The following is a 13,966-nucleotide window of genomic DNA, read 5'->3' as shown; positions in this document are numbered from 1 at the left end:
AGTCGCGGCCATCCCAGGACGCCAGTAGGGAGATAGACGAACGATGAGCACGAGCCAGATCGCCGAGAAGCGCGAGGTCCGCGAAGCCAACCGAGTCGAGGGCCACAACGCCCGGTCCTGGCTCCTGGTCTCCGCCATGCGTACGGAGATTTTCGACGATGCCCAGCTGAGCCGAGCCGACCAGATCATCCTCGACATGGAGGACGCGATCGACACCTCGCTCAAGTCGCAGGCGCGCGAGAACGTGACCAGCTGGCTCAAAGGTGGCGGCCGTGCCTGGGTACGCATCAACGACTGGACCACCGAGGACTGGAGCGAGGACATCGCGGCGCTGGCCGGGATCGAGACGCTCGCCGGTGTGATGCTGGCGAAGACCGAGTCGCCCGACCAGGTGACCGACACGTTCCAGCGGCTCGGCGGGTCGACCCCGGTGATCCCGCTGCTCGAGTCGGCGCTGGGGATCGAGGACGCCGCGACGATCGCGCGCGCCCGCGGCGCCTACCGGCTCGCGTTCGGCTCCGGTGACTACCGCCGCGACACGGGTGCGGAGAACGACCCGCTCGCGATGGCGTACCCGCGGACCAAGCTGGTCCTCGCCTCGCGGATCGGCAACCTGTCCGGTCCGATCGACGGCCCGACGGTGGGCAGCAGCCACCCGCTGCTGCGTGAGCAGTCGGCCGACGGCGTCGCGATGGGTATGACCGGCAAGCTCTGCCTCGACATCGAGCAGCCCTCGGTGATCAACGAGTCGTTCAGCCCGTCCCCGTCCGATGTGACCTGGGCCCACGAGTTCCTCCAGAAGTTCGAGGAGGGTGGCCGCGTGATCCGCGACGGCAGCGACAAGCCGCGTCTGGCCCGCGCCGAGACGATCAAGCGCCGTGCCGAGCTGTTCAAGATCAAGCCGGACATCGAGGCCTACGACGCCCCCACCTCGGGGCCGAGCGTCTACTGATCGGCGCCGACTCGGCGCTCTGGGATGGGACAGACGCGCCGGGTCGGCACGGCTCGGCTAGCGTTGATGTCGTGGATCTGCAGCAGCGCATCAATGACCGGGCCGGTGAGATTCTCCTGTTCGCCGTCACCCCGCCGAGGGTGACGACGGAACCCGAGCGGGTTCAGCAGATCGCGGAGGTCACGCTCGAGCGGATCCGGCCCCTCGATGTCGACGGGCTGATCCTCTACGACATCGACGACGAGTCCGACCGCAACCCCGAGGAGCGGCCGTTCCCGTTCGTACGCACCCTCGACCCCGCCGAGTTCCTCGAGCGCAACCTCGCCGGCTTGGACGTGCCGGCCGTCGTCTACCGGGCCACGGGCAAGTACGACGAGCCGACGCTGCGTGACTGGGTCAAGACCCAGGACCCGGCCAAGGCGCTGTCGGTCTTCGTCGGCGCCTCCTCGGGCGAGAAGCGGGTCGCCACCAGTCTGCGTCGCGCCCAGCAGATCCGGAACGAGGCCAACCCCGACCTGCTCCTCGGCGCCGTCGCCATCCCCGAGCGGCACACGGCCAAGGGCGACGAGCACCATCGGCTGATCGCCAAACAGGAGGCCGGCTGCTCCTACTTCGTCACCCAGGTCGTCTACGACGTCAACGCCGCCAAGAACCTCGTCTCCGACTACCGCTACGAGTGCGAGTCCCGCGGCCTCCGGCCGGTGCCGATCGTGTTCACCTTCTCCGTCTGCGGCTCGATGAAGACCCTCGAGTTCCTCCGCTGGCTCGGCGTCGACGTACCGCGCTGGATCGAGAACGAGCTGCGCCACGCCACCGACACCCTCGACGCCTCGCTCGCGCAGGCCGAGGCGACGGCGATCGAGCTGATCTCCTTCTGCCGCCAGCTCGGCGTGCCGTTCGGCATCAACATCGAGTCCGTCTCGATCCGCAAGGTCGAGATCGAGGCCTCCGTACGCCTCGCCGAGCGGCTTCGCGGCAAGCTCGCGCGCTGAGCGCGAACGGTTCCGCTACAACTCGGTACGCATCGCCCACAGCTCGGGGAACAGGATGATGTCGAGTTGCTTGCGCAGGTAGGAGACACCACTGGTCCCGCCGGTGCCGATCTTGAACCCGATGATCCGCTCGACGGTGGTCACGTGCCGGAACCGCCAGACCCGGAAGGCGGTCTCGAGGTCGGTGAGCTCCTCACCGAGCTCGTAGAGGTCCCAGTGCTTCTCCGGGTCGCGGTAGACCTCGCCCCAGGCGGCCTCGACGGCGTCGGAGGCGGCGTACTCCTGCTTCCAGTCCCTGTCGAGGTGGTCGGCCGGGATGTCGAATCCGCGCCGGGCCAGCAGCCGCAGCGACTCGTCGTAGAGAGAGGGACGTCCGTACGCGGCCAGCACATCCTGCTCGTGCGGGCGTCCCTCGTGCACGCGGAGCGTGTAGGCGGCCTTGTTGCCGAGCGCGAACTCGATGCAGCGGTACTGCCACGACTGGAAGCCCGAGCCGGTGGCCAGATAGGGGCGGAACTTGTCGTACTCGGTCGGGGTCAGGGTCGAGAGCACGTCCCAGGCGTGCACGAGCTGCTCCATGATTCGCGAGACCCGGGCCAGCCCCTTGAACGCCGGGCGTACCGCATCCTCGGCGAGGAGCCGCTGCGCCTCGGTCAGCTCGTGCAGCGCGAGCTTCATCCACAGCTCCATCGCCTGGTGCTGTACGACGAAGAGCATCTCGTTGTGGTCGCCCGAGAGCGGATGCTGCGCGCCGAGCACCTCCGGCAGGTGGAGATAGTCGGAGTAGTCCATCGGAAGGTCCTGCGTGCTGCTCATGTGACTGCTCCTCGGGTCCAGAAGCGCTCGTCGCGCCATTCGTCGTTGTCCATCACCGAGACCAGGTGGTCGACGGCGTCCCACACGTCGACGTAGCGGGTGTAGAGCGGGGTGACGCCGAAGCGCAGGATGTCTCGCGACCCTGCTCGGAAGTCGCCGACGACGCCGCGCTCGATGAGCGCCTGCACGATCGCGTACGCCCCGTCGTCGGCGACGCTCAGCGACAGCTGGCTGCCTCGGCGGGTGTCGTCCAGCGGGGACTCGATCGTGAACCCGGGAAGCCGGGACGCGACGAGGTGGGCGAAGAGCCGGGTCAGCGCGAGCGACTTCTCCCGGATCGCCTCGAGACCGCCGTACGCCTCGGCCGCGAGCAGCGTGTCGACGCCGCACTCCAGGGCCGAGATGCCGATGACGGCGGGGGTGCCGGACAGGTAGCGCGAGACCCCCTCCGCGGGCCGGTAGCCCGGCGACATCTCGAACGGCGCCGCGTGACCCATCCAGCCCGACAGCGGCTGCTCGAAACGGTCGACGTGGCGAGGGCTGACCCACAGGAACGCCGGCGAGCCGGGGCCGCCGTTGAGGAACTTGTAGCCGCAGCCGATCGCGAAGTCGGCGTCGGCGCCTCGGAGGTCGACCGGCACCGCACCGGCCGAGTGGCACAGGTCCCAGACGGCAAGCACACCGTGCTCGTGCGCGAGCGCGGTCACCGCGGCCATGTCGTGCAGGTAGCCGGTGCGGTAGTTGACCTCGGTCAGCATCAGCACCGCGGTGCGATCGAGCAGCCCCTCGATCTCGTCGGGGGAGTCGACCAGCACCAGCTCGTAGCCGCGCTCGCGGCACAGCGAGGAGGCGATGTAGAGGTCGGTGGGGAAGTTGCTGCGCTCGCTGACCACGACCCGGCGATCGGGCGAGTCGACCGAGGCGATCGAGAGCGCCGAGGCGAGCACCTTGTAGACGTTGAGAGAGGTCGAGTCGGCGACCACGACCTCTCCCTCACCTGCGCCGATGATCCGGGCGATCTTGTCGCCGACGCGCTGAGGGAGGGTGATCCAGGAGGCGGTGTTCCAGGACTCGATCAGCCCCTGGCCCCACTCCTGCGTGACCACCTCGGCCACCCGGCCGGCGGTGGCGCGGGGGAGTGCCCCGAGCGAGTTGCCATCGAGGTAGATCGTCTTCTCGGGCAGGTCGAAGAGGTCCCGCAGCGGAGCCAGCGGGTCGGCCTGGTCGAGAGCGACGGCATCGTCGCGGTTCATTCGGCAGTCTCCTTGATCGGCCTGAGCACGGCGCGCACGGGCGCGGCGTCGGCGGTGGTGAGCTTGAGGGGGAGCGCGATCAGCTCGTAGTCGCCCGCGGGTACCTCGTCGAGCAGCAGGTTCTCCAGGATGCGTACGTCATGACGGTGGGTCGCGAAGTGGGCCGGAAGATCCTTCGAGGAGGACGGGTCCAGGCTGGCCGCATCGGTGCCGACCAGCTGCACCCCGTGGGCGGCCAGGAGGTCGATCAGGGCAGGGTCGAGGGCGCAGAAGTCGTCGTCCCAGGTCGTCGGCTGGGTGGCGTACGTCCGGAACAGCACGCGCGGCGGCAGGTCGGTGACGTCGATGTGGTCGACGGTGACCAGTGGGCGGACCCCGGACACGTCGACCACGCGGCACGGGCCGAGGAATGGTTCCAGTGCCATCTCGCCGGCCGGCGTGCCGCCGTCGGTGAAGTGCAGCGGGGCGTCCGCGTGAGCCCCGACATGCGCCGACACCGAGATCTCGGCGACGTTGACCGGGCAGCCAGGACCGATCCGGAACGTCCAGCCGACCTCGGTGGCATGGTCGCCGGGGAAGACCGGCGAGGATGCGTGGACCGGTGGGGAGATGTCCCAGAGTTGCGCCATGGCGCCAGGATAGGCCGCCCTCCGGCGGGGTCGGTCAGGCGGTGAGGAACTCGGCAGCGATAGGGGCCAGGGCATCCGCCTTGACCATGTGGTCCTGCCCGTCGAGGACGACGTAGCGGCCCTCGGGAACGGCCTTGGAGATGGCCTGCTGGGCGTTGGTCATGTAGGTCGGGCTCTTGCTGCCCGCCACCGACAGCACGGGCACCGACACGTTCTTGAAGTAGCCGCCGGGCAGGGGCAGCCCCTGCTGGAACGGCACGCACATGCCGAGGTCATAGACCAGCGTGTGCGCGATCGGGGTGAGCTTCTTGAAGGCCGGGGTGAGCCGCATCATCTTGACCGCGATCAGCGGCATGCCGACCACGCGCATGAAGAGCTCGACCGCGGCGGCTCGCTTGCCCTTCTCCACCAGGGCCTCGACCTGCTGCGCCAGGTCGGCGTCGTTGGGACGGTGGGTGTCGTCGAGGATGAGCGGCGCCTCGTAGGCGACGATCTTGTCGATCGGCAGCCCGGCTCGTGCGGCCTCCAGGGCGAGGAACGCACCCGAGCTGAGGCCCAGCAGATGGGCGTGCCCGCCGGCCGCCTCGATCACCGCGCCCAGGTCGGCGACCTCCTGCTCGACCGCCTCCATGGTGCCGGCGGCAGCAGGCTTGGCGATGTTGCTGTCGCCGCGGCCGCGACGGTCGTAGCGGTAGACGGTGAACCGGTCCGAGAACGCCTCGGCCAGCTCTTTCGACGGCCCGAAGCCGCGGTAGCACATCGCCCCGTCGACCAGGACGAGCGCCGGGCCGGTGCCGGTGACGTCGTAGGCGATGGTGGTGCCGTCGGCGGAGGTGGTGGTCTTGGTCATCGTTCTGCTCACTTCTGTCGCGGTGGTCGAGCCTGTCGAGACCCGGTTGATACTTACGCGTCGGACGAGATGTCGTCGCTTCGACACGCGGCCGCACGTTTCTCGAGAAGCTCCTGTTCCCCGGCGTTGGTGGTCAGCGAGGCCGCCTCGTCGAACGCCGCTGCGGCGTCGAGGTGTCGCCCGGCGCGGTGCAGGAGGTCACCACGTACGCCGGCGGGCAGATGCGATCCCGGAAGCGCTCCCTCCGGGAGCGCCGCCAGGATGGCCAGCCCGGCATCGGGACCGAAGGCGCGCCCGTGTGCCACCGCGCGGTTGACCTCGATGACGGCGCCTGGGACGCCGGTCGCGAGCATGTCGTAGAGGCGCGCGATCTCGGCCCAGTCGGTGTCCTCGGCCCGCCGGGCGCGGCCGTGGCACGCGGCGATCATCGCCTGCACCAGATAGCTCCCGCCGGGGGTGCCGGAGGAGGCCAGCGCCGTCGCCCGGTCGACCGCGGCCAGGCCACGCCGCAGCAGCAGCTGGTCCCAGCGGGTCCGGTCCTGGTCCTCGAGCAGCACCGGGTGACCCTCGGCGTCCGCCCGGGCCGCGAGCCGCGACCCCTGGATCTCCAGCAGCCCCTGCAGCGCCTGTGCGTCGGGGTCGCCCGGGGCGTGCGCGGCCAGCATGCGGGCCAGCCGCATCCCCTCCAGACACAGCTCGGGCCGGGTCCACGACGGCCCGGACGTCGCCGCGTAGCCCTCGTTGAACACCAGGTAGATCGTCTGCATCACGTCGCGCAGGCGTGCCGTCCGCTCCTCGCCGGTGGGCAGCTCGAACGACGCCCCGACCTCGGCCAGGGTGCGCTTCGCCCGCGAGATCCGCTGTCCGACGGCCGACTCCTTGGCGAAGTAGGCCCGGGCGATCTCGGCGGTCGTCAGCCCGCCCACCAGCCGCAGGGTCAGCACCGTGCGAGAGTCGGGAGCCAGCACCGGATGGCAGGAGAGGAACATCAGCCGCAGCACATCGTCCTCGATATGGTCGACCGCGGCAGCCAGGTCAGGCATCTCACCCTCCTCCAGTTCGTGGCCCAGCAGGGCGACCTTGCGGCGCAGCACCTCGTCTCGGCGGAACCCGTCGATCGCGCGCCGCTTCGCGATCGACATCAACCACGCGCCGGGGTTGCGAGGGATGCCCTCGTGCGGCCACTGTTCCAGCGCCGCGACAAGGGCATCCTGGGCGAGGTCCTCGGCCAGGTCGAGGTCGTGCGTCATCCGCGCCAGACCGGCGAGGAGACGTACGGACTCGTTGCGCCAGACCGCGACGATCGCGTCTTCGGTGGGCGAGCTCATTCAGCCGGGGTCGGCGGACCGAACAGCGGCCGCATCTCCACGGCTACGTCCTGCCCCGGCCACAGCTCCTCGTGGAGCTGGATCATCCGGCGGCCGAGCTCGACGGCCTCGTCGGGTGAGCGGACCTCGAAGAGCGAGAACCCGCCGGCGACCTCCTTGGCCTCCGCGAAGGGCCCGTCGATGTGGGTCACCTCCCCGGCGGTCAGCCGGATCTCCACCGCGGGGCCGAGCCCGTCGGCGTCGAGCAGGATGCCGTCGGCGTACTGCTGCTTGATCTCGGCCTCCACGGCCTCGATCAGCGCGGCTGGCGGCGGCCCGGCCTCGGGGTCCATCTTCACGAACATCATGTAGCGCATCGGCTTCTCCTTGCGTGTCGGCGTCGCGTCCGTTGCGCGTCGTCGCCTACGCGTCGAGAAGAGCCTGCCGCTTTCGACACGTCCGCACCAGAGAATTCGGTGCGTGTCGGTCGGGACGTCTCAGGACGCCTCCGACTTCTTGTCCTCGGCCTCCTCGGGGACCTCTTCGCCACGCGACTTCTTGGCCGCGGCGACCGAGCGCTGCAGCGCCGCGAGCAGGTCGACGACCTCGCCGGAGGTCTTGGTGGAGGTGGGGGTCCGCTCGACCTCGCCGCCCTCGATCTTGGCCTTCACCATCTCCTCGACGGCGCTCGCGTAGTCGTCGGAGAACTCCTCGGGATGGAAGTCGCCCGCGAGAGTCTCGACGAGCATGTTGGCCATCTTGATCTCGGAGTCCTTGATCTCGCCGGCCTCGACCTTGAAGTCGGGCACCCGGATCTCGTCGGGCCACATCATCGTCTGCAGCACGATCACGTCGCCGTTGTCGGTCGGCCGCACCCGCAGCGCCGCGACCGTGGTGCGCTGCCGCAGCGCGACGGTCACCAGGGCGACCCGGTCGGCCTCGAGCAGGGCCTGGCGCAGCAGCGCGTAGGGCTTGACCCCGGTGTTCTCCGGTTCCAGGTAGTAGCTCTTCTCGAAGAGCATCGGGTCGATCTGGTCGCTCGGCACGAACTTCTCGACCGCGATCTCGCGCGAGGAGGTGGTCGGCAGGTTGGCGAAGTCGTCGTCGGTGAGCACGACCATCTCGCCGTCCTCGGTCTCATAGCCCTTCGCGATCTCGGAGTAGGGCACCTCTTCGCCGTCGATCGAACAGATCCGCTGATAGCGGATCCGGCCACCGTCGGACTGGTGCACCTGGCGGAACGAGACGTCGTGGGACTCGGTCGCCGAATAGAGCTTCACGGGCACGCTGACCAGCCCGAACGACACCGCGCCCTTCCAGATCGCACGCATGGTGACTCCCTCCGCAACGGCAACGACTTCCCCAGTATCTGCCGGATTTCGCTTTCTCGGTACCCCTTAACCCCACCTGTCACACGGCGGGTGCGAGGAATGCACTCGCCAGGGTCTGCTCACGCGACGGCGGCGCCAACGGTCACAGGTCGCGACCGGTCCAGTGGTAGCGGCCGATGAGATACGCCGCCACGACCAGGCCGACCGAGCCTGCGAGCCACACGAGCGCCTCCGGGCGGCGTTCCTCAGGAGTGGTCCAGAAGCACATGTCCTCGGGGCGCAGTCCGGTCCCGCACGATGGTGCGTCGAGGGGCATGAGCCCGAAGTAGGCAGCGACGGCGGCGGCGATCAGCGCCGAAAAGACGAACAGCACACGTAGGTAGCTGGTCATGGGTCTGGGCCCCTCTCTCCCCGGTGGGTGCGAAGCGGAAACGGGCCCCCTCCGCCAACCCAACGGAGGGGGCCCACGGGTCGCTGACCCGCTACCCAGACGCTAGGCCTGCCTGGCCAGGCGCGGCGGCCGACCACAGGCCGAGGTACCCGATCTGGAGTAGCCGCTCAAAGACGGACCGCCCCCGGCATGCCTGTAACGAGCCCGGGGCGGCACCAGAGGCGGTAGCCCCGCAGGCATGCCGTGTCGACGTCGACCGGGCGTGAGGATCGGACCCGATCTGCCCGGTGCATCGACCTGGTAGAGGCAAGATGGGCGCATGCGTCCCATGCTCGCCACCCCTGGCGCCCACGTCCCGCCGGGGGAGGAGTGGGTCCATGAGGTCAAGTGGGACGGCATCCGCCTCCTCGGCGACAGCCCGGAAGGAGGTACGCAGACCCGGCTGACCACACGCAACGACAACGACGCGACCCCCGCGTGGCCCGAGATCGCGACGGGCCCGGAACGCGACATCGTCGTCGACGGCGAGGTGATCGCGCTCAACGACTCCGGGCTGCCCGACTTCCGGGTGCTGATGGACCGGATGCACAACCGCGACGTCCGTCGGGCCGCGCGGTTCGCGGAGAGGATCCCGGCGACGTACATGGTCTTCGATCTTCTCCGTCTCGACGGGCGGCTGCTCATCGAGGAGCCCTGGGCCGAGCGCCGCAAGATCCTCGAGGCCGTCCATGCCGATGGCGACCTGGGCTCGTGGCAGGTGCCGGCGACCTACGACGACGGCCGGATGCTCCACGAGGTGACGCGGGCGCAGGGGCTGGAGGGGATCGTGTCCAAGCGGCGCGGCAGCCGCTACCGGCCGGGGGAGCGGAGCAAGGACTGGATCAAGCTGGCTCACCGCTACCGGGCATCCCTGGTGGTCGGCGGCTGGCGGCCCGAGGTGGGCACCGAGGGCGGCACCGAACGACTTGGCGCTGTGCTCGTCGGGCAGCCGACGCCCGAGGGTCTGATCTACCGTGGGCGGGTCGGCAGCGGCATCACCGGCAAACGGGCCCAGCGACTCGGGGAGCTGCTGCGCGAGACCAGTCGGAGCCCCTTCGCCGGACCCGACGTCGACCCCGACGGGGGAGTGCCGTCGCTGGACGCTCGGGGCACCCACTGGGTCGAGCCGCTCCTCGTCGTCGAGGTGGAGACCCACGGCACCGCCGTCGCGGCGGCGAGCTACAAGGGCCGGCTGCGGCAGCCGAGCTTCATCGGCATCAGGGACGACGTCTCACCGGAGGATCTGTGATGGTCGAACGAGAAGAGGTACGTGTCGAGGTCGACGGCAGGGTCCTGACCCTGACCAGCCTCAGCAAGGTGCTCTATCCACGTACGGGCATGACGAAGGGCGAGGTGCTCAACTACTACGCCCAGGTCGCGCCGGCGCTCCTGCCGCAGCTCCAGGACCGCGCCGTGACGAGGATCCGCTGGCCGCACGGCGTCGGCGACATGTCGTTCTTCGAGAAGAACGCACCGGCCGGCACGCCCAGCTGGGTCCGTACGGTCGTCGTTCCGACGACGGGATCCCGAACCGCCAGCTCTGCTGATCGTCTCGGGCTTCGCTTCGACCGGAGGGAGGGAACACTCACCTTTCCGATCCTCGACAGCCTCGCCGCCCTCACCTGGGCCGCGAACCTCTCCGCGCTGGAGCTGCACGTCCACCAGTGGACGGTCGCTGGCGACGGCACCCCGGCCGGCGCGAACCGGATCGTGATCGACCTCGACCCCGGCGAGCCGGCCGGCCTGCAGGAGTGCTGCGAGGTGGCGCTGCTGGTGCGGGAGGCGTTGGGCGCCCGTGACCTCTCCGCGACTCCGGTGCTCAGCGGGAGCAAGGGCGTCCATCTCTACGCCGCCCTGCCGGAGCCCGTCGAGCCGGACGTCGCCACGGCGCTGGCCAAGGAGATCGCCGAGGACCTCCAGAAGGCGCACCCGCGCAAGGTCACTGCGACCATGACCAAGAGTCGCAGGTCAGGCAAGGTTTTCCTGGACTGGTCGCAGAACTCGGGATCGAAGACGACGATCTGTCCCTACTCGCTGCGGGGCAAGGGGATCCCCACGGTTGCGGCCCCGGTGACCTGGGATGAGGTCTCCGAAGGGGCCGAGGATCCCCTCGGTATCGACCAGATCGGACCTAACGATGTGATCACGCGCTTATCTGAAAGGGGGGATCTCTTCACAAGCCCTACGGGGCTGTAACTATTGTTCTCTTCATGTCGAACTCCGTGCTTGTCGTAGAAGACCAAGAGGACATCGCTGCTCCCCTGGTGCGCACGCTCCAGCGTGAGGGCTATGACGTCACCTGGGTCGACTCCGGCAAGAAGGCGCTGGAGCTGCTGGCACCTCCGTACGACGCCGAGCTGGTGCTGCTCGACCTGGGCCTTCCGGACATGGACGGGCTCGAGGTCTGCAAGGCCGCTCGCGACAACGGCTACGAGGGCGGGATCATGATCCTCACCGCCCGTGATGCCGAGATCGACCTGGTCGTCGGGCTCGACGCCGGTGCCGACGACTACCTGGCCAAGCCGTTCGCGCTGGCCGTCCTCCAGGCTCGGGTCCGCGCCCTCCTGCGCCGCTCGGGTCCGGTCGAGCCCGGCGCCGACGACGACGCCCTGCGCATCGACGTGGCTGCCCACCGGGTCTACGCCGGCGAGCGCGAGGTGACCCTGACCGGCAAGGAGTTCGCGCTGCTGGCCGTCCTGGCCGCGTCCCGCGACAAGGTCGTCTCCCGTGACCGGCTGATGGCCGAGGTCTGGGACGAGAACTGGTACGGCTCGACCAAGACGCTCGACGTCACCGTCGGACGCCTGCGTCAGAAGCTCGAGGCGGCCGGTGTCCAGGAGAAGGTCGTCGCGGTCCGCGGCGTCGGTTTCCGTCTCGAAGCTGCGGAGTAAACGCAAGTTCGACACGGTGTCACACGCGTGTTCAGTCCGTGAGATGTTTCACAAACGACGGCAAAGTCACGCGTGAACACGCGGATTGTGCTCCAGATTCGGCCATTCGGGATTGGATCCGTTCCAGATCGCGTGTCACCTTGGTTGAGCCGTGCAGAACGCACGACCGGCCCCGGTACACGCCGAATCCTGTCCCTCCGGACGCCGGCCCCAACTACTGAACCCCCTTTACCCTCACACTCAGCAGTACGTATGGGACAGGAGCGGGGGACCCAAGTTCCACGCGACTAACTCGGACGGTCGCTTGGGGTGAAGCCATCGCAGATGGCCGGGCAACCTTCTAGCCCGAACCCGACAGCTCACCTCGCAGGCGTGGGAAGGAACTCACGCATGTCCAAGTCCGTATCCAACCCTGCCCATCGAGGCGCGCCCCGCCCGTTCCGGTCGCCGAACGTCTCGATCGCCCGGTCGATCGCAGGATCTCCCTTCGACAAGCTCAGGACGACGCTCAGCGGCCACGGCAAGCTCATCGGCCGCGTCACCCTCGCCAGCGGCATCGCCGCCGGTGCCCTGGTGGCGGTGCCCGCCGCCAACGCCGCGCCAGCCTCCCATGAGACCACGACGGTCGAGTCGACCGTCGAGGCGGCCAAGGTGGTGGAGGCTCCGACCCTGGAGGCCTCGGCCACCCCCACCGCGATGCTCACCGACATCAAGCAGCTCGAGAGGGCTGTCGAGGTGCAGGAGCGCAAGGCGGAGGCAGCCCGCAAGGCCGCCGAGGCGAAGCGCAAGGCAGCGATCGCCGCCAAGCGGGCCGCGGAGGCGAAGAAGAAGGCCGAGGCCGAGGCGAAGGCCTTCGCCGCGAGCCAGGAAGGCAAGATCGAGCGGGCGATCAGCGTCGCCTCGGAGCAGATCGGCGACCCGTACGTCTGGGGTGCCACCGGCCCGAGCTCGTTCGACTGCTCCGGCCTGACGCAGTACGCCTTCAGCGCCGCCGGCATCGAGCTTCCCCGGGTCTCGCGGGACCAGGCCGCTGCGCTGCCGACGGTCCCGAACGACCAGATCCAGCGGGGCGACCTGATGTTCTGGGGCAGCCCGGTCTACCACGTGGGCATCTTCCTGCGCTGGGAGAATGGTCAGGCGATCATGCTGCACGCCCCCAAGCCGGGCGCGTCAGTTCGTGAAGAGGCTGCTTGGGACGGCTGGTTCGCCGGCTCGACCCACCAGGCCTGACCCCCCTTGGGTCCAGTCTCGGAACCCATATATCCCCCTGGCGCTCGCCCTCCGGTTCCCCTACCGGAGGGCGAGCGCATATTTTCCGAAGCGGAGCCCGAGGAGGTTCGGCACAGTGGGGTCCGCGAATCGGGCGCGGCACCACCGGTCAAGTAACCTGTAAGACGTGGCAGGCCCCGAATTCGACACCGAGATCAAGCAGCTCCAGGCAACGATGCAGACCATCGGCCAGGTGCTGGACCTGGACGCGATGCGCAAGGAGATCGCCGACCTCGGCGAACAGGTCGCCGCGCCCGACCTCTGGGACGATCAGGACAACGCCACCCGCGTCACCGGCCGCCTCTCCCTGCTGCAGAACGAGCTCAACAAGTTCACCGAGCTCCGCACCCGCATCGAGGACCTCGGCCTGATGGTCGAGATGGCCCAGGAGGAGGGCGACGCCGACTCGCTCGCCGAGTCCGAGGCCGAGCTGGGCCGGGTCAAGAAGGCCGTCGAGAGCCTTGAGATCCGCACCCTGCTCTCGGGGGAGTACGACGCCCGCGAGGCCCTGGTGACGATCCGCTCCGGCGCAGGTGGCGTCGACGCCGCCGACTTCGCCGAGATGCTGATGCGGATGTACGTCCGCTGGGCCGAGCGCAACAAGTACCCGGTGGAGGTCTTCGACACCTCCTACGCCGAGGAGGCCGGGCTCAAGTCCGCGACCTTCGCGATCCACGCCCCCTACGCCTACGGCACCCTCTCCGTCGAGGCCGGCACCCACCGTCTGGTGCGGATCAGCCCCTTCGACAACCAGGGCCGCCGACAGACCTCCTTCGCCGCGGTCGAGGTCGTGCCCGTGCTGGAGCAGACCGACGAGATCGAGCTCGACGAGAACGAGATCAAGGTCGACGTCTACCGCTCCTCGGGGCCGGGTGGCCAGTCGGTCAACACCACCGACTCCGCGGTCCGGCTGACCCACATCCCGACCGGCACCGTGGTCTCCTGCCAGAACGAGAAGTCGCAGCTGCAGAACAAGGCCGCCGCGATGATCGTCCTCAAGGCCAAGCTCCTCGCGCTGAAGAAGGCCGAGGAGGAGGCCCACCTCAAGGATCTCAAGGGTGACGTCGCGGCCTCATGGGGCGACCAGATGCGCAACTACGTGCTCAACCCCTACCAGATCGTCAAGGACCTGCGGACGACCTACGAGACCGGCAACCCGCAGGCGGTCTTCGACGGGGACATCGACGGTTTCCTCGAGGCCGGCATCCGGTGGCGCCGCGGCGCCGAGAAGGCCGAACAGAACTGA

General features: G+C 69.0%; 15 protein-coding genes and 1 riboswitch. Of the genes, 7 read left to right on the top strand and 8 right to left on the bottom strand.

Features of this window, described 5'->3' with window-relative positions:
- Positions 1–43: 43 nt before the first annotated feature.
- The gene (locus ACFWQC_RS12030; protein WP_378677602.1) at positions 44–952 is read left to right on the top strand and encodes an HpcH/HpaI aldolase/citrate lyase family protein; all 909 of its coding nucleotides are present in this window, start codon (positions 44–46) and stop codon (positions 950–952) included.
- A gap of 71 nt (positions 953–1,023) precedes the next feature.
- Positions 1,024–1,944: a methylenetetrahydrofolate reductase gene (locus tag ACFWQC_RS12025; protein WP_378677599.1), complete on the top strand. Its 921-nt coding sequence runs from the start codon at positions 1,024–1,026 to the stop codon at positions 1,942–1,944.
- Between the two features lie 15 nt (positions 1,945–1,959).
- Here the strand turns inward: ACFWQC_RS12025 and kynA are convergent, their stop codons facing one another.
- From kynA to ACFWQC_RS11985, 8 genes are all read right to left on the bottom strand, one after another.
- Positions 1,960–2,760, bottom strand: a complete 801-nt coding sequence (gene kynA, locus ACFWQC_RS12020) for a tryptophan 2,3-dioxygenase (RefSeq protein ID WP_378677596.1) — start codon at positions 2,758–2,760, stop codon at positions 1,960–1,962.
- A complete protein-coding gene (kynU, locus tag ACFWQC_RS12015) occupies positions 2,757–4,013 on the bottom strand; it encodes a kynureninase (protein WP_378677593.1) in 1,257 nt (418 codons plus the stop codon). The genes kynA and kynU overlap by 4 nt, the downstream gene beginning before the upstream one ends.
- Positions 4,010–4,642, bottom strand: coding sequence for an arylformamidase (gene kynB, locus ACFWQC_RS12010; protein WP_378677591.1), 633 nt, complete (start codon positions 4,640–4,642; stop codon positions 4,010–4,012). The genes kynU and kynB overlap by 4 nt, the downstream gene beginning before the upstream one ends.
- 34 nt (positions 4,643–4,676) lie before the next feature.
- Positions 4,677–5,492, bottom strand: a complete 816-nt coding sequence (locus ACFWQC_RS12005) for an alpha/beta fold hydrolase (RefSeq protein ID WP_378677588.1) — start codon at positions 5,490–5,492, stop codon at positions 4,677–4,679.
- A gap of 53 nt (positions 5,493–5,545) precedes the next feature.
- On the bottom strand, positions 5,546–6,820 hold the full coding sequence (locus ACFWQC_RS12000) for an RNA polymerase sigma factor (RefSeq protein WP_378677585.1): 1,275 nt from the start codon (positions 6,818–6,820) through the stop codon (positions 5,546–5,548).
- Complete coding sequence (locus tag ACFWQC_RS11995; RefSeq protein WP_378677582.1) at positions 6,817–7,176, bottom strand: YciI family protein; 360 nt, start codon at positions 7,174–7,176, stop codon at positions 6,817–6,819. The genes ACFWQC_RS12000 and ACFWQC_RS11995 overlap by 4 nt, the downstream gene beginning before the upstream one ends.
- Before the next feature lie 120 nt (positions 7,177–7,296).
- Entirely contained in the window at positions 7,297–8,130 is an 834-nt protein-coding gene (locus tag ACFWQC_RS11990; RefSeq protein ID WP_355018638.1) for a Ku protein, read from the bottom strand.
- Between the two features lie 142 nt (positions 8,131–8,272).
- Positions 8,273–8,521: a hypothetical protein gene (locus ACFWQC_RS11985; RefSeq protein WP_378677580.1), complete on the bottom strand. Its 249-nt coding sequence runs from the start codon at positions 8,519–8,521 to the stop codon at positions 8,273–8,275.
- 319 nt (positions 8,522–8,840) lie between these two features.
- On the opposite strand from ACFWQC_RS11985, the gene ACFWQC_RS11980 reads away from it, so the two are divergent.
- The 5 genes from ACFWQC_RS11980 to prfB all read left to right on the top strand — a co-directional run bounded on the left by ACFWQC_RS11980 (position 8,841) and on the right by prfB (position 13,966).
- Complete coding sequence (locus ACFWQC_RS11980; protein ID WP_378677578.1) at positions 8,841–9,809, top strand: DNA ligase; 969 nt, start codon at positions 8,841–8,843, stop codon at positions 9,807–9,809.
- Positions 9,809–10,756: an ATP-dependent DNA ligase gene (locus tag ACFWQC_RS11975; RefSeq protein WP_378677576.1), complete on the top strand. Its 948-nt coding sequence runs from the start codon at positions 9,809–9,811 to the stop codon at positions 10,754–10,756. Before ACFWQC_RS11980 ends, ACFWQC_RS11975 begins: the two co-directional genes overlap by 1 nt.
- A 14-nt stretch (positions 10,757–10,770) precedes the next feature.
- Positions 10,771–11,451 carry a response regulator transcription factor gene (locus ACFWQC_RS11970; protein ID WP_176884042.1) on the top strand — a complete coding sequence of 227 codons (681 nt, stop codon included), beginning with the start codon at positions 10,771–10,773 and terminating at the stop codon, positions 11,449–11,451.
- Positions 11,452–11,664: 213 nt separating this feature from the next.
- Positions 11,665–11,836, top strand: a riboswitch (cyclic di-AMP (ydaO/yuaA leader).
- Positions 11,837–11,841: 5 nt separating this feature from the next.
- Positions 11,842–12,681, top strand: a complete 840-nt coding sequence (locus tag ACFWQC_RS11965; RefSeq protein ID WP_378677573.1) for a C40 family peptidase — start codon at positions 11,842–11,844, stop codon at positions 12,679–12,681.
- Between the two features lie 166 nt (positions 12,682–12,847).
- Positions 12,848–13,966, top strand: coding sequence for a peptide chain release factor 2 (gene prfB / locus ACFWQC_RS11960; protein ID WP_355018644.1), 1,119 nt, complete (start codon positions 12,848–12,850; stop codon positions 13,964–13,966).

It is taken from the genome of Nocardioides sp. NPDC058538 (genome assembly GCF_042719275.1).
Taxonomy (GTDB): domain Bacteria; phylum Actinomycetota; class Actinomycetes; order Propionibacteriales; family Nocardioidaceae; genus Nocardioides.
Note: the sequence above shows the minus strand (reverse complement) of the source record. Positions and strands in the feature narration are given on the sequence as shown.

What these genes read in the sequence shown, in the direction of transcription:
- ACFWQC_RS12030 (WP_378677602.1), top strand. Translation starts at nt 44, where the DNA reads ATGAGCACGAGCCAGATCGCCGAGAAGCGCGAGGTCCGCGAAGCCAAC.
- kynA (WP_378677596.1), bottom strand. Translation starts at nt 2,760, where the DNA reads ATGAGCAGCACGCAGGACCTTCCGATGGACTACTCCGACTATCTCCAC.
- kynU (WP_378677593.1), bottom strand. Translation starts at nt 4,013, where the DNA reads ATGAACCGCGACGATGCCGTCGCTCTCGACCAGGCCGACCCGCTGGCT.
- kynB (WP_378677591.1), bottom strand. Translation starts at nt 4,642, where the DNA reads ATGGCGCAACTCTGGGACATCTCCCCACCGGTCCACGCATCCTCGCCG.
- ACFWQC_RS12005 (WP_378677588.1), bottom strand. Translation starts at nt 5,492, where the DNA reads ATGACCAAGACCACCACCTCCGCCGACGGCACCACCATCGCCTACGAC.
- ACFWQC_RS12000 (WP_378677585.1), bottom strand. Translation starts at nt 6,820, where the DNA reads ATGAGCTCGCCCACCGAAGACGCGATCGTCGCGGTCTGGCGCAACGAG.
- ACFWQC_RS11995 (WP_378677582.1), bottom strand. Translation starts at nt 7,176, where the DNA reads ATGCGCTACATGATGTTCGTGAAGATGGACCCCGAGGCCGGGCCGCCG.
- ACFWQC_RS11990 (WP_355018638.1), bottom strand. Translation starts at nt 8,130, where the DNA reads ATGCGTGCGATCTGGAAGGGCGCGGTGTCGTTCGGGCTGGTCAGCGTG.
- ACFWQC_RS11985 (WP_378677580.1), bottom strand. Translation starts at nt 8,521, where the DNA reads ATGACCAGCTACCTACGTGTGCTGTTCGTCTTTTCGGCGCTGATCGCC.
- ACFWQC_RS11980 (WP_378677578.1), top strand. Translation starts at nt 8,841, where the DNA reads ATGCGTCCCATGCTCGCCACCCCTGGCGCCCACGTCCCGCCGGGGGAG.
- ACFWQC_RS11975 (WP_378677576.1), top strand. Translation starts at nt 9,809, where the DNA reads ATGGTCGAACGAGAAGAGGTACGTGTCGAGGTCGACGGCAGGGTCCTG.
- ACFWQC_RS11970 (WP_176884042.1), top strand. Translation starts at nt 10,771, where the DNA reads ATGTCGAACTCCGTGCTTGTCGTAGAAGACCAAGAGGACATCGCTGCT.
- ACFWQC_RS11965 (WP_378677573.1), top strand. Translation starts at nt 11,842, where the DNA reads ATGTCCAAGTCCGTATCCAACCCTGCCCATCGAGGCGCGCCCCGCCCG.